Origin of the sequence: Fulvivirga sediminis (assembly GCF_016757215.1) — a bacterium.
Taxonomy (GTDB): domain Bacteria; phylum Bacteroidota; class Bacteroidia; order Cytophagales; family Cyclobacteriaceae; genus Fulvivirga; species Fulvivirga sediminis.
Genome location: NZ_JAESIY010000003.1, coordinates 338,259 through 353,299 on the forward strand (window position 1 = coordinate 338,259; position 15,041 = coordinate 353,299).

General features: G+C 39.0%; 9 protein-coding genes. 5 read left to right on the forward strand and 4 right to left on the reverse strand.

Annotated elements, in window-relative coordinates; translation table 11 throughout:
* Nucleotides 1–48: 48 nt before the first annotated feature.
* Together JL102_RS07165 and JL102_RS07170 are read right to left on the reverse strand one after the other, a co-directional pair.
* Complete coding sequence (locus JL102_RS07165) at nt 49–1,629, reverse strand: aldehyde dehydrogenase (NADP(+)) (RefSeq protein WP_202243579.1); 1,581 nt, start codon at nt 1,627–1,629, stop codon at nt 49–51.
* 14 nt (nt 1,630–1,643) lie between these two features.
* Nucleotides 1,644–2,570 carry a dihydrodipicolinate synthase family protein gene (locus JL102_RS07170; protein ID WP_202243580.1) on the reverse strand — a complete coding sequence of 309 codons (927 nt, stop codon included), beginning with the start codon at nt 2,568–2,570 and terminating at the stop codon, nt 1,644–1,646.
* A gap of 152 nt (nt 2,571–2,722) precedes the next feature.
* Here JL102_RS07170 and JL102_RS07175 point away from each other — a divergent pair, with 152 nt between their 5' ends.
* The 3 genes from JL102_RS07175 to JL102_RS07185 all read left to right on the forward strand — a co-directional run bounded on the left by JL102_RS07175 (nt 2,723) and on the right by JL102_RS07185 (nt 5,514).
* A complete protein-coding gene (locus JL102_RS07175) occupies nt 2,723–3,592 on the forward strand; it encodes an AraC family transcriptional regulator (protein ID WP_202243581.1) in 870 nt (289 codons plus the stop codon).
* 146 nt (nt 3,593–3,738) lie between these two features.
* The gene (locus JL102_RS07180) at nt 3,739–4,764 is read left to right on the forward strand and encodes a matrixin family metalloprotease (RefSeq protein ID WP_202243582.1); all 1,026 of its coding nucleotides are present in this window, start codon (nt 3,739–3,741) and stop codon (nt 4,762–4,764) included.
* 396 nt (nt 4,765–5,160) lie between these two features.
* Nucleotides 5,161–5,514, forward strand: coding sequence for a hypothetical protein (locus JL102_RS07185; RefSeq protein ID WP_202243583.1), 354 nt, complete (start codon nt 5,161–5,163; stop codon nt 5,512–5,514).
* 44 nt (nt 5,515–5,558) lie between these two features.
* Here the strand turns inward: JL102_RS07185 and JL102_RS07190 are convergent, their stop codons facing one another.
* Nucleotides 5,559–7,193 carry a M1 family metallopeptidase gene (locus JL102_RS07190; protein WP_202243584.1) on the reverse strand — a complete coding sequence of 545 codons (1,635 nt, stop codon included), beginning with the start codon at nt 7,191–7,193 and terminating at the stop codon, nt 5,559–5,561.
* A 10-nt stretch (nt 7,194–7,203) separates the two neighbouring features.
* The gene (locus tag JL102_RS07195; protein ID WP_202243585.1) at nt 7,204–8,685 is read right to left on the reverse strand and encodes a sodium-dependent transporter; all 1,482 of its coding nucleotides are present in this window, start codon (nt 8,683–8,685) and stop codon (nt 7,204–7,206) included.
* A 550-nt stretch (nt 8,686–9,235) separates the two neighbouring features.
* On the opposite strand from JL102_RS07195, the gene JL102_RS07200 reads away from it, so the two are divergent.
* Both JL102_RS07200 and JL102_RS07205 read left to right on the forward strand, forming a co-directional pair.
* Nucleotides 9,236–10,948, forward strand: coding sequence for a DUF885 family protein (locus JL102_RS07200; RefSeq protein ID WP_202243586.1), 1,713 nt, complete (start codon nt 9,236–9,238; stop codon nt 10,946–10,948).
* A 72-nt stretch (nt 10,949–11,020) separates the two neighbouring features.
* Entirely contained in the window at nt 11,021–15,022 is a 4,002-nt protein-coding gene (locus JL102_RS07205) for a hybrid sensor histidine kinase/response regulator transcription factor (RefSeq protein WP_202243587.1), read from the forward strand.
* Nucleotides 15,023–15,041 lie beyond the last annotated feature (19 nt).

The window sequence follows — 15,041 nt, forward strand, 5'->3', positions numbered from 1 at the left end:
CAATCAGCTTCAACTATTTATTACCCAGCTATCACTCATTATCAAAACCTATATTTTATCCTTATTCAAACTACCATTGACTAATCTCCAAATATTTAGAGGATTATCGTTGTGCAGCTCTTCTGGAAGAATGCTTTTAGGGGCATCCTGATAGCATACTGGCCTTACAAATCTTTTGATGGCTCCTGTACCTACAGAGGTAAAGCGAGAATCAGTAGCAGCAGGGTACGGACCTCCATGTTGCATACTATGGCATACTTCCACGCCAGTAGGAAAACTATTGAAAATTAGTCTTCCACATAACTCAGAGGCATTTTTTATAATTGTCTCAAAATCAGCTATATCTTTATCTGTAGCTAAAAAGGTAGCAGTAAGTTGTCCTGATAGAGAAGCTATTATTTTTTCTACTTCGTCACTATCAGCGCAGGTTACTATCAGCGAAAAAGGCCCGAAAACTTCATGCTGTAGTTCTGGGGTTTTGAGAAAATCAGTAGCCGAAACCGTGGCTACAGTAGATTGCCCTTCAAGACCTTCTTCTGCTTCCGCTCCTTTGGCGATTACTTGTACTCCACTTTGTTCTGCAGCATGGTCAGCTCCTGATTTGTAGGCTTTAGCTATGCCGCTGTTGAGCATGGTGGTAGCCTGTATGCTTTCAGTTTCTGTGGCCAATGTGCTGATGTAAGTGTTCAGTGCATCAGACTTAATGCCTATGATAAGCCCGGGGTTAGTGCAAAATTGTCCTACCCCTAGGTTGATAGATCCTGCAGTAGCTTTGGCCAGGCTTTCTGGGTCGGTTGCTACTTTGTCGGGCAATACAAATACTGGGTTGATACTGCCCATTTCTGCAAATACAGGGATTGGATTTTCTCTTTCATTAGCCAGGTCATATAGGGCTTTTCCTCCTTTAAATGATCCTGTGAAGGCTACTGATTTGGTTTTTGGATGTTGTACTAAATGCTTTCCTATTTCATACCCCTTTCCTGTGAGGCTACAGAAAACACCATCAGGCATTTCTGTTTTCTCGGCTGCTCTGGCTATAGCATCAGAAACTAGTTCATTGGTGCCTAAATGAGATTCATGCGCTTTTACTATTACCGGATTTCCTGCTGCCAGAGCTGAAGCGGTGTCGCCACCGGCAGTAGAGAAGGCTAATGGAAAGTTACTAGCAGTAAAAACTACTACAGGGCCTACAGGCCTGAGCATTTTTCTCAAGTCGGCACGGGGTAAAGGTTCCCTATCTGGCATAGCCGGCTCTATGCTGGCTTCTACCCAAGAGCCATCTCTTAGTAATGAGGCAAACATTTTAAGCTGCCCCATGGTTCTACCTCTTTCTCCTCTTATCCGTCCTTCTGGTAAAGCAGATTCCAGGCAGGCTCTTTCTATAAGTTCATCGCCCAGGGCTAATATTTCATCAGCTATAGCATCAAGAAAATCAGCTTTCTTAGTGGCACTGATATATTTATAAGCACTAAAAGCCTTTTCTGCTTGGTCAAGTGCCGTGTTAACTTCATCTTGTCCGGCTACATCGAATTTTTCAGGCAAGGATTCTTTAGTGATAGGACTATAGGCTTTAACAGTTCCGTGTTCGGTTTCTAAAAGGCTATATCCTATTCTGTTTTTTCCGTGCATATTTGATTTATTTTTTAAGATAAAATTTCTATTTCTTTATACTCAGGTAGAGTAGGTCTGGTCGCCAGGCTGTCTTCGATCACTTTGATTACTTCCTCTCTACGTTTACCTCTTAGTTTAAGGCGAGGAGCTCTTACATTTTCAGAGCCGATGCCGGTGTATACTTCAGCTAATTTAATGTTTTGTACCAGCTGCGGGTCTATGTCTAATTCAGAGAGAGGCATAAACCATCTATATATTTTTAAAGCCTCTTCTATACGACCAGCTTTTGCTAGTTTGTATATGGCTACCGTTTCTTCAGGGAAAGCACAAACAAGGCCAGCCACTAATCCGTCGGCTCCCATAAGTAGTGCCTCCAGAGCAAGTGTATCTACTCCGCCCAGTATTTTAAATCTGTCACCAAATTTATTTTTCACGCGAGTGATATTGGTGATGTCTCTGGTTGATTCTTTAATTGCTTGAATGTTGCTGCATTCTTTTAGCTCATCAAGCATATCTATAGTGATTAATATTTTATAATCAACAGGGTTGTTATAAAGCATAATTGGCAATGAGGTAGCATTGGCTACAGCTTTGAAATATTCTACTGTTTCGTAATCAGTAGCTTTATATCTCATAGGAGGTAGCAGCATAAGTCCATGTGCCCCGTGTTCTTCAGCCATTTGAGCCTGGCGGATGGCCTCTTTGGTGGTTTGTTCTGCTATGTTCAAAAGGACAGGTATGGTATGTCCTACAGTTTCTAAAGAAGATTTTATCAGCGTTTTCTTCTCTTCATCAGTAAGCGCAGTGGCTTCTCCAAGTGTTCCGCCTATGATCAAACCTTCGATACCAGCCTCTAGTTGAAATTTAAGATTCTTTTCAAATAAAGGTAAGTCTAGTTCGTCGTTGTCAGTAAACTTGGTAGTGATTGCAGGATAAACCCCGGTCCATGTAACTTTCATCTATTATCGGATTAGTTATTAATTTTTCACAAATGTAGTTTTATATCCCTCTGGAATGTTTCAGTATTTTGACTAAATACGATACTATATTAGCTTTGGTGTGGCTTTTATGAGTTAAAATAGGTATATATTACAACTAAATTCCATTTGCTATGAAAGTCCTACCTTTTAAGATACCTAGGAATAACTCAGATATGATTATGGTGCAGCATGATCAGGAGAGTCATATCTACCATATTTTGCATCAGCACCCTGAATTACAGCTTACACTCATAAGGAAGAGTTTTGGTACCGCAGTGATAGGTGGGCATATTGGAGAGTTTGAAGAAGGCGATGTTTTTATAATAGGCTCTAATGTGCCACATGTGTTTAGAAATGATGAATCATTCTATGAGAACACAGATCTTATAGAGGCAGATGTAATTTATGTTTTTCTTGATGAGTTGATGCCAGAAAATACTTTGTTGAATCATGAGCTGGTGCAAAATATTTTTGTGGCAGCCAAACAAGGTATTAAGCTTAAAGGAGAATTGAGAGAAAAAGTAGGAAAAGGCATAGAAAGGCTGCTAAAGGTAAAAGGTCTGGAGCGTCTGATACAGGTGCTAAGTATAATAGATCTGCTTGCAGATGAAGACAATATGCTTCTCCTTAATCAAGAGATGATAAAGCAATCAATTGATGAGAACGATGGTAAAAGACTTAATGATGTAATCCAATTTACATTTGAGAATTATGCCGAAAAGATAACACTGGAGCAAGTGGCCGAAATAGCGAATATGGTGCCTTCCGCGTTTTGTAGATTTTTCAAGCAAAGAACACGAAAAACTTATTTTGATTTTCTTAACGAAATTAGGATAAGGCATGCTTGTAGGTTATTGCTTAATAAGGATATGACTATCGTGAAAATATGCTTTTTATCAGGGTTTAATAACCTTTCTTATTTTAATAGGAAATTTAAACAGATGACGGGATACTCTCCGTTAAAATATCATAATGCCTTAAAAGGAGTCAGGGATAGGTGAAAGATTGTAAGGTAATATTTATGTGTTTGTGTTAAATTAAATGGCTTATTAATAATAATATTTCAATAATTTATTTTAAATATAAAAAATGTAGGTTATATTAAGTGAAATATTCTTTAAGCATTTAGCGATTTAAACCTACACAAATGAGAACCAGAAACAATTTAATTTTATCCGCCCTCTTTTTTGGTGCCTTGGCCTCATGCCAAGAGCCAGAACCTTTAAAACAAACTGACCAGCAAATAGTAAAAGGCGAGGATCAGTTGAGCATTACAATACCTCAGGCATTACTAGATTATCGAGCGGCTCATCCTAAAAATGCTCGTACCAGTGGAATTTCTGATGAGGAAGAAATAAAAATAATGATGAACGAAACTCTTTTCAAAGAAGGAAAGCTGAAAGTGGAAGAAGTGAAGTTATATAAATATGTAGATCGTTATGATTCAGTAAATACGCTGGATAGTCAATTTGAAAGTACTATCTCTTCCCGTTGGGTACCAGGAGATACGCGTAGAAACTGGAATGGAGACGGAGATCTGGATGATATCGACTGGTCATCATTTACTCCTTTTTCCTCAGCCAACGGAACAATAGATGCAGAGCCGATTTATGCTGCGATGTTCGATAAATGGGAAAATGATGGTTATTGTACTACAGTAGCTATCGATGAAATGCCCTATACTTTAGATATGGGTAATCCAAGTCAAATTATTGATGTAGGGTTACCAAATTACGGGCCTTATACTGATATTTCTGTAGTGGGGTATTTGCCAGCATCTATTTTTGAGTCAGTATTAGGCTCTGAAAATACTTTAGGTGTGACTTTTTCATTTGTTTTTCAAGACGAAAATGGAACGGCAACCAGTACTACCAGAGGTAAAACAGATAAGGCATTTTCTGAAATTTGGTTTAACGATGGCTATAGATGGTCTAAAGGAGGAACTAGCAATTCTATAGATATTGAATCAGTGGTATTGCATGAATTTGGACATGCGTTGAATCTTGGTCACTTTGGTATTTTACAGGCTAAGTATGAAAATGGTGTGCGAGAATTGGTGTATCAACCTGTAAACACTATGAATGCCCTTTATATAGGAGAAAAGAGAAGCTTCTTAGGCGAGAATGACAAGGGCAACTACTGTGAAGCGTGGGGCAGCTGGCCTTGGAACTAAAAACTTGATTTTAATTAAATACTTGAGCAATTGATTGAAAGCCACTCTGGAAACGGAGTGGCTTTTTTGATGTCAGTCAATTTATCAGCTATGCGCAGCTTCGAGGTTTCACCTGAATATGTTTCTTGTTATCACCATCTTTTGATTGTATCCGAAATGGTACTTTATTAATGTATAATTAGTTTTAGTGATTATATAAATTGAAGATGATTTTTAATGTATTTTATTTTTACTGGTGACTTTGTACAGATGAAGAGTATTGATTAATTTTCAGCGCTAAAAATTAAAAGGATGCTGCCTGACTATTAAATCACTTCTTTTGATCTTGCATCAATAGAGCGATTTATAACGGGCACGTCAAAATGAGTAGAGAAATAAAAAACTTGAGAATTTTTTATGGTAGGAAGTACAATTATTAAGGTGGATGATGCCAGTGCTGTTTCAGATATGACGTTTGATGATATCATGGAATCGGCTTTACTTCCAAAAGTAGAACTGGATGTTTTACTTACATTGGATTTTGAGATAATGGCAAGTGATGTGGAAGAACGGTGGAGCGGAGGGCAACCTTTACTCTTTGATGCAGATGGCGGTTTTGTTATACTCCCTATTAAAGAAACAGGTCTTAAGGCTATAATTAGTAACAAAGACGAGGAGATGGAGGCAGAACGAAGAGATGATCTTGAAAAACTGGCTGAATTTGTTAGTAATCATGGCTTTAAAAATCTATACGAAGCCTCTACTTTTTAAATGAAATATAATTAGGCCGATTGACATGCAATCGGCCTCTTTTTTTAATAGTTTGTAGTTTCTAAAATCCCAGCATAAATATTAGGATCCATCTCCAGATTTTGAAAAGGTGAGCTTATCGATATGCTGTCCCATTCTTCCTTAGGCTGAATCCATATTTCTTGATTGTCTAGCAGCACTCTGGCAGCTAAACCGAAGTCCTTAACGGTATTGGACCATCTAAAAAATAATTTGCCCTCTTTTTGATAATATTCTAAAATTGGAATCTTGGTATCTCTCAGGTATTGATCGAAGAAAGGTTTTAGATCTATTCCGCTTTTTTGACTTATGTAGCTTTCTATTTGGCTTGTTTCCACTGTTTGATGATAAAACGTTTCATTCAGTCCTCTTAGGATCGCGCGCCATATTTCATCATCATTAATCACAGTTCTTAGTGTGTTCAGCATATTACCTCCTTTAGGGTACATATCACCGCTACCTTTGGCATTTACACCATAATCGGCTATAATGGGTTTGTTATTAGCTATATCTCTTCTTGTTCCTCTTACATAAGCCTGGGCAGCTTCTTTTCCATAGAAGTATTCTATAAATAAACTTTCTGAGTAATTGGTGAAACTCTCATGTATCCACATATCAGCCATGTCTTTGTAAGTAATGCTGTTGGCAAACCATTCATGACCTGACTCGTGTATGATGATAAAGTCGAACTTCATTCCATAGCCTGTTCCACTGGCGTCTCTTCCTCGGTATCCGTTAGTATATCGGTTGCCATAGGTTACTGCACTCTGATGTTCCATACCCGTGCTGGGTACTTCTACCAGTTTGTAGCCATCTTCATAAAAAGGGTAGGGGCCATACCAATATTCAAATGCCTCCATCATTCTAGCGGCATCTTTAAACTGCTTTTTAGCTTTTTTGAGATTATAAGGAAGTACGTAATAATCCATATCTAGATTGCCTTTTTCTCCTGCATATACTTCAGAAAAATGCTTATAATTGGCTATGTTGAGGCTTACCGCATAGTTATTGATTGGGTTACTAACAAACCAATGATAAGTGGTAGTACCATCTTTTAGCTTATCAGTTTTAATCAATCGACCATTAGATACATCCATAAGGCCTTTGGGTACATTTACACTCATTAGCACGCTATCTGGCTCATCATACATATGATCTTTATTAGGCCACCAAATGCTGGCTCCTATGCCTTGGCAGTTGGTATGAATAATGTCATTACCTTCCTCATCTTTATCCCATGAAATACCACCATCCCAGGGAGGTCGCACGGCTATTTTAGGTCGGCCGCCGTAGTAGACTACCACACGGTTCAAATCACCTTTTTTCTGTTCTTCTTTCAAGGAAACAAAGTGAGCATTGCCATCATGCTCTATAACCAATTCATTACCTGAGTCATCTATTACCTTCTTTATTTTAAGTGGGGCCTGCAAATCTATTTGGATGATTTGATAAGGTTGAAGGACTTCATAGGCAATGGTAACACTACCATTGATGCTGCTATCGGATGGTGTTACCTTGATGTCAAGATGATAATATTTTAGATCCCACCAGGCTCTCTCAGGGGTAATAGTGCCTCTCAAGGAGTCTTGATGGGTGTAGTTTTGTGAAAATGCAGATATACTGATAAATGAAAAGAGAAGGAATAAGAGTATGTTCTTCATGTAAAATACTTTAGGCAACTTTCTTATTGATTTTTTTATTTAATAAAACTAATGCTGAGATGATGAATACCCACTGCACAATGCAAGTCATGAGGCTATAAGACTCCAATGGATCGTACCACTGATCGACCTGCGCGGCATCTGCCAGGAACCAGATAATCAGAATAATCCCGGCTACGGGTATGAAAATTTTCAAAATATACTTCCAAAATACATTGATGCTCCAATCAGCATTATTGAATTGATTTTCTTCATTTCTGATAGTATCAAGGCCATAAATAATAAGCACAATGGCGAAAAACACGCCCGATACGAGCAGGGCTACACCCCAGACAAAGTCCTGATTAGTTAAAATATCCAGGTTAATAGCAGAAGGTATGCCTAACACATAGCTGATGGCCCCCACTATAAATAGAGCTTTAGGACGAGTGACGCCAAAGTCGATTACTATACGCGTAGGAAGTTCTAACTGGGCTATTAAGGATGAAAAGCCAGCAAACGTAAGGCCTATGAAGAACAGCACGGCCAGTACTGGGCCTCCGAACATTTTGGCAAAGAGTTGAGGCATCCAAATAAAGGTGAGACCTGTAGATGCCGGGCCGCTGGTTTTCACTATATTGAGTACTTCTGTTCTGCTCATACCGCCCTCATGGCTTAGTATAGCGAATACAGTTCCGAAAATGATCATAGCAGAGAGCAGCGAAATGGTATTATTACCTATGCCGGTAAAAAAGGCATTTTTAACTATACCCTGCTTCTTGTTCATATAGGCAGCATAGGTAAGAAACATGCCCCATCCGGCCCCGGTATCCCATGCATTTTGGGTAAGGGCCTCTATCCATATTTTTGGGGAGCCTAATTGTGACCAGTTGGGCGTAAAAAGGTAAATGATTCCGTCAGTAGCTCCTTCCAGGGTAAGGGCTCGCACCAGGCAACCTAATATAATTATCAATAAGCTGGGGATAAGAAATTTATTGATTTTTTCTATCGAAGAAACCCCCTTCCAGATAGCCAGGCAACCCACTACTAAAGCTATAGCGTGAGTAACCAGAGGCCATACACTGTTTTGATAGTTATCCCATATCATAGTGGCGCTTTCTGTATTTATAGGCAAAGGCGCTATGATCATATACACAAAGTAATAAATGCACCAGCCTACTATTACTGAGTAGAAGAAAGTGATGGCAGTAGCCACAAAGGCCATGAATGCTCCCATCCAAGTTAATTTTCCTTCTGTGGCATGCTTAAAAGCGCCCACCAACCCTAATCGGAATTTTCTACCTAAGGCATATTCGCCAATAATGAGAGGGATGCTCCACATAAATAGGAAAATGATCCAGGCAAAGATAAAAGCCCCAGCCCCTTCTGAAGATCCGTTCTGAGCTACTATTCTAGGAAAACGCCATATATTGCCAGTGCCTATGGCTATGCCTAACACGCTGAGTAAAAAGGCTAGCTTGGAAGAGAATCGTTGATTCGCTGTATTGGTCATAATTAGGTGTAGTGTAGGTAATGGTAATGCGGCCACGGAAGTATCAGTAGCCTGATCACAAATATATAAGGCACCTCATTATCAAATAGGGTGAATATTAGCTGGAATACGTATTATTTTAACTTTGTTTACTGCAATAAGTGCTTGCGGATAGTGAATATGATATTATTAATTGAAAACCGTCTCATTTAAAGCTACTTATATAAGATTCTGTCTGATACTATATTGGCAGATCATTTCTTTATATTGACTACTTGGTGTTAATATGAAATATGTTTTATAGATTTAATATTCGATAATAGAATATTTATAGATGTTCTTAATGAAAATTGTCAATCTATACCATTGCAAGCGCTAAGTAATCATATAAAATGCAGTGAGCTACATTCGATTTTATGGAGAGTGTTAATGAGATGATTCGCCTGCTCAATTTAAATATATGATTTACCGTGAAAGTAAGTGAAAACAGAGTGAATAATTATGAGATAACGCAAATGATTGATCACCTCCGGTGACTATTAATATATAACTTAAACCTATAAATACCTTTATGAGAAATAATATACATTATTGTTTTTTGCTGCTTATTCTTTTGCAGTGTATTATTATTTCGGCCTCCTATGCTCAGGGAAGTGAAATGTACGAAGCTATTGCTCAGTTTGAAGCAGATGAAAGAGCACTTAACAGGACCTGTAATATCCACGAGAGTACGGAATACTATCAGCGCATGACCAGGCTTTATGATAGCTGGAGCAAGGCCATTGATGATGTGAATTTTGAGGCCATGTCTCCCCAAGGACAAGCGGACTATGTGTTGCTCAAAAATCAGATACAGAAAAGGCTCTATTTTCTGAATATTGAAAAGGATAAATATGATGAGATAAGTGAGGTGCTTACCATAGCAGAACCTTTGTATGCCTTTGTTAAATCTCGTAGGCATGGCGCTATTCCTGCATATAAGGAGTTGGCTGCTTCTTTTGCTGCTATAGCAGAGCTGTTAAAGAATGAACAAGAGTCTTTAAAGAAAGAACCTTTTGAAAACTGGCTGGTAGCTCAGAAAGCTTCTGATGCGGTAGAGTCTTTAAAACGCTCTTTAAAAGAAGCGTATCATTTCTATTTTGCTTACAATCCACAATTTACTTGGTGGATGGAAGAGCCGTACAAAGCATTAGATAAGGAATTGGCTGAGTATAGTGACTTTTTAAAAGAGAATTATAACGCAAGCAGTGTAAAGGATGATGGTAGCGGAATTATCGGTAAACCGATAGGGGAGAAAGCTATTAGAAGAAGTTTGACATTTTCATTTATCCCCTATGGACCTGAAGATCTCATAAAAGCAGCGGAAGAGCAGTTTCAATACTGTGAAGCTGAAATGCTTAAGGCCTCGAAGGAGCTGGGGTTTGGCAAAGATTGGAAAGCGGCCTTGGACTATGTAAAAAACACCTATGTACCACCGGGAGAACAGCCGAAGTTAATAGATTCTCTCGCTTGGGAAGCTACAGCTTTTGTGGAAGACAGAGACCTGATTACGGTGCCAGACCTGGCCAAAGAAACTTGGAGAATGATTATGATGACTCCAGAAAGACAAAAAGTGAATCCTTTTTTTACTGGAGGAGAGGTGATAAGTATTTCATACCCTACTCATAGCATGTCACATGCGGATAAGATGATGAGCATGAGAGGGAATAATCCTAATTTCTCTACAGCTACTGTACATCATGAACTGATACCGGGGCATCATATGCAGCAGTACATGAACCAGAGGTACAAGCCCTATCGTAGATTATTCTGGACTCCTTTCTGGACGGAAGGATGGTCTCTTTACTGGGAGATCAACTTATGGAACAAGCAATTTCCTGATACGCCAGAAGAGAAAATAGGCATGCTTTTTTGGAGGATGCACCGCTGTGCAAGAATAATATTCTCCCTGAGCTATCATCTTAATAAAATGACTCCTCAAGAATGTATTGATATGCTGGTAAATAGAGTAGGGCACGAATATGCCAATGCTGAAGCAGAGGTTAGGCGTTCTTTTGTAGGAGGTTATGACCCATTGTATCAGGTCGCCTATATGATCGGGGGTCTCCAGTTTTTTGCTTTACAAAAGGAGCTTTTATCTCAAGGGTGGACCGAGAAGCAATATCATGATGCAGTAATGAAAGAGGGCAATATACCTGTTGAAATATTGAGATCTGTATTAATGAAAAAGAAATTAGATAAGAATTTCAAAACCAATTGGAAGTTTTCTACTGACTTTAAATAAGGTCATATTTTAATATTCAAGAGACGATTAAACTTAAATAATAAAGTGAAGACTCATTTTATAGTTGGAATCATGGCTGTCATACTATCTCTGAGCTGGTCAGGGATGGCCCAAGAGATGAAGCCTGATCTTAAATTTGTTCATTACTCTTCTCAAGAAGGGCTTCCTTCTTCTTATGTAAAAGATATTGTAGAGGATAAGTACGGCTTCATATGGCTGGCTAATCGTGAGAACGTTTGCCGTTTTGATGGCTATAACTTTAAAACCTTCCCTGCTTACAATGAGCAGGGGGCAGAGTTTAAGCTCAGAACTAATGCTCTACTCATAACTTCAGATTCTGTAGTGTTATGCAAAGCAATGGATAATAGTTATTACTATTTCAGCCAAAAGGATGAGGTCTTCAAGCCTTATAATAATTTCAATAGGTTAGGTGTTTTTGATGAAGTGATACCTGCCGTGGACGGAGGGTTTTGGGTGCTGAAAGATCAACGGGTATTTCACCTAAAAGAAAAAGCACAAGAGCTGGCGGAACTCTCTCATTATTACCCTGATCTTGATATGAGTAAAATTTCAGCAACGAGAGTAGTGGCTAAAGGTGGCAAGCTGGCTATTGCTGGAGACCATTCAGATATTGTAATAGCAGAAAAGGGCGGCGTCAGTTATTATAACCTTCCATTTGGGAATAATATCGCAGCTTTTTACTTTGATAATTATAATAACCTTTGGGTGGGCTGCCATCAGAATGGACTCTGCCGTATAGATTTGGATACCCATAGCCTGGAGTTTTTCTCTAGCAATGCTGAAGATGGCTTGCACTTGCCGCATAACATGGTGCACTGCTTACAGGAAGATGCTCAAGGCCGCTTGTGGATGGGTACTGAAGGAGGACTCTGCCTATGGACTCCTGAAAAGCAGATTTTTGCGTATTACAAGCATGATCTCAAAGAATCAGAAGGCCTAAGTTCTAACCCTATCTATACGGCCTTCCGAGATAGATCTGATAATATTTGGCTGGGAACCTACTTTAGCGGAGTGAATTTATGGAATAAAGGAAGCAATTTTTTTAATATGCTACCTTCTGGTATTTGCGATCGGTGCTTGCGAGGCAATGCGGTTAGTTCTTTAACGGAAGACTGCCACGGTAATATTTGGATTGGTCTGGAAGATATAGGACTCAATGTACTCAACAAGCGTACCGGGCTAATTAAAAATTACCCCATAGAAAATGGAACCCATCAGGGCTTAAGCTATGGTAATATTCACGATTTATATTTTGCTGATAAGAATGAACTGTGGATAGCTACCTATACCGGGGGTATTAATATTCTTAATACAGAAACTGGACATTTTGAATATATTAACACTTCTAACAGTACCCTCATGGCCAATAATATATACGCTTTAGAGGGTAAAGGAGATTCTATATTTATCGCCACCAGCAATGGTGTAAATATTTACAAACGCTCTACTGCTGAGCTGCAACCGTTCTTTCCAGACATCTTTCAAGGTATGATGGTGGAAAGCATAACCCTAACCAATGAACATGTGTGGTTCTCTACAAGGGAGGCAATTTACAGCTATAGTTTCAGGAAAAATAAGGTTAAAAAGTTGAACAAGATAGATCTTCACGGTATCAACTTTGTAAAAAGTGACTCTAGAGGCAGATTATGGGTTGGTGATAGCTTTTCGGGGCTTTATTGTTACACAGAGCAAAATGATGAGGTTTATAGTTTCAATGAACATCATAATGGTTTTGGTAATTGGTTTTACGGCCTTCAAGAAGGTGACAACGATCATATTTGGGCGAGCACAGATGAAGGACTTGTTCGTTTCAACCTGATAGATTCCACCTCTACAGCCTTTAATAATGATTCAGGTGTTCCTTTCAGTCAGTTTAATTATAGAGCTGCCTTTAAGGATAGTGATGGAATAATTTATTTTGGCAGTAATCAAGGGCTTATATACTTTGATGAAAGCAAAAGCGATCTGCTTAACGAATGTCCGGGTAAGGTGGCGTTCACCGGCTTTGCGCTCTTTAACGAGTCGGTTTTCCCCGGCAAGGAAGCTTCGCCGCTCAATGAATCTATTAATCTTACTGAAAAGATAGAGTTGGATTATGAGCAGAATGTGTTCACACTGGAGTTCTCCGTTAAAAATTATGGAAACAAAGGAAGAGGCCATTATGCCTACTATCTGGAGGGTTTCGAAAATGGATATAACTATGCAGGCAGTCGTAATTTTGCTTCTTACACTAACCTTAGCCCAGGAGAGTATACTTTTAAGGTAAAGGCCTCTCTTAATAATGTAAATTGGGATAGTCCTGTTACAGAAATGAAGATAGTGGTAAAACCTCCCTTCTGGATGTCTGGCTGGGGGTATACGCTCTTCGCGTTTGCTATTATAATGGTATTGGTAATGATTTATTGGGTGGGTGCACGCATACAAAAGTCTAAGACCATGGTGGAGGTAGAGCGCAAAGAGCATATGCATGCTGTGGAACTCAATAAGATTAAATTGGAGTTTTTTACCAATGTATCTCATGAGCTTAGAACACCCCTTACACTTATTATCGGGCCGCTATCTAAATTGCTCTCAGATGCCAAGGTGAGCCCATCTGTGAAAGAGCGGCTTTCAGCTATAGATTTAAATGCACGAAGATTGTTAAAACTGCTCAATCAATTGCTTGAGTTTAGGAAAATTGAAAGTGGCACTATGGCATTAAAGGTGAGCAAAGCCCGTATTAATGACCTCATGGAAAACTTAGAGCAGTCTTTTATAAATACAGCTAAAGAGAATCAAATAGCTTTGAGTTTTGATTGCAGCAAGGCCAATCAGGAAATTTGGTTTGATCAATCGAAGGTGGAGAAGGTGCTTATTAATCTCATTTCAAATGCTTTTAAATTTACTGATCATAATGGAGCCATTGCTGTGAGAGCAGAAGTGAAGGACACGCAACTTATTCTGAGTGTAGAAGATACGGGTAAGGGCATGGAACAGCATGTGGTCAATCGTATTTTTGAAGCTTTTTATCAAGCAGAAAGAGAAGATGTGGGGGTGAAGAAATACTATGGCTCTGGTATAGGGCTAGCTTTTGTGCACAGCCTGGTGGAGCTGCATAAGGGGAGTATTCAAGTGAAAAGTACGCCAAATGTAGGCACTGTGTTTATAGTACAGATACCCATAGATATGGAATCTTACTCTCAAAATGAAATACGCTCTTCAGAATATGTGCCAAATTTAGTTCCTGGTTCATTGATAGTTAGTTCGCCGATTATTGAAGAGACTTCAGCAGAACAGCAGAGTGAAAATGACAAGAGGCCTACGATACTTGTGGTAGAAGATAATAGTGAACTCATTGAGTTTATTTCTCGAACGCTTAGTGAGCACTATCAGGTTCTTAAAGCTGGCAACGGAGCAGAGGGACTCAAAGTACTTGAAGAGGAACAGGTAGACCTCATTTTGAGTGACGTGATGATGCCACTGATGGATGGATTGGAATTTACTAGTAAGGTAAAGGGCAACATAGAGACCTCTCACATACCTGTGATGCTGCTTACCGCCAAGGGTGGACCTGAAAACATGTTTGAGGGTATGAAAACAGGTGCTGATTATTATATTGAAAAGCCTTTTATGGCCCATATTCTTGAATATAATATTTTTAATGCTTTAAATACCAGAAGGAATCTAATCAAAAGATTTAAGTCTGATGCACTGATGCCTGTTGCTGAACTAACTCATTCTGATGCAGATAAGGAGTTTCTCAATAAGCTTACTGCCATTATAAAGGAAAATATCGATAAGCCTTCTTTAGATGTTGGCTTTTTAATGAATGAAATAGGTCTTAGTCGCTCTATGCTGCATATTAAGTTGAAGAAGATTACAGACAATTCGGCCACTGAGTTTATTAATATGGTAAGGTTAAAAGAGGCCTTGAAATTAATGGTAGATTCAGGTTGTAACGTATCAGAGGCGGCCTACAGAACCGGTTTTTCCAGTCCAACTTATTTCAGCCGTAGGTTTAAGCAATATTATGGACAAACACCTAGAGATTTTTTACAGAAGGAGCCTTCTTAGAGGAACTTAGTGAAGTAAT

Bases quoted from the DNA above. Each gene is read 5' to 3' on its own strand.
- JL102_RS07180 (WP_202243582.1), top strand. From the start codon at position 3,739: ATGAGAACCAGAAACAATTTAATTTTATCCGCCCTCTTTTTTGGTGCC.
- JL102_RS07175 (WP_202243581.1), top strand. From the start codon at position 2,723: ATGAAAGTCCTACCTTTTAAGATACCTAGGAATAACTCAGATATGATT.
- JL102_RS07185 (WP_202243583.1), top strand. From the start codon at position 5,161: ATGGTAGGAAGTACAATTATTAAGGTGGATGATGCCAGTGCTGTTTCA.
- JL102_RS07195 (WP_202243585.1), bottom strand. From the start codon at position 8,685: ATGACCAATACAGCGAATCAACGATTCTCTTCCAAGCTAGCCTTTTTA.
- JL102_RS07170 (WP_202243580.1), bottom strand. From the start codon at position 2,570: ATGAAAGTTACATGGACCGGGGTTTATCCTGCAATCACTACCAAGTTT.
- JL102_RS07190 (WP_202243584.1), bottom strand. From the start codon at position 7,193: ATGAAGAACATACTCTTATTCCTTCTCTTTTCATTTATCAGTATATCT.
- JL102_RS07165 (WP_202243579.1), bottom strand. From the start codon at position 1,629: ATGCACGGAAAAAACAGAATAGGATATAGCCTTTTAGAAACCGAACAC.
- JL102_RS07200 (WP_202243586.1), top strand. From the start codon at position 9,236: ATGAGAAATAATATACATTATTGTTTTTTGCTGCTTATTCTTTTGCAG.
- JL102_RS07205 (WP_202243587.1), top strand. From the start codon at position 11,021: ATGGCTGTCATACTATCTCTGAGCTGGTCAGGGATGGCCCAAGAGATG.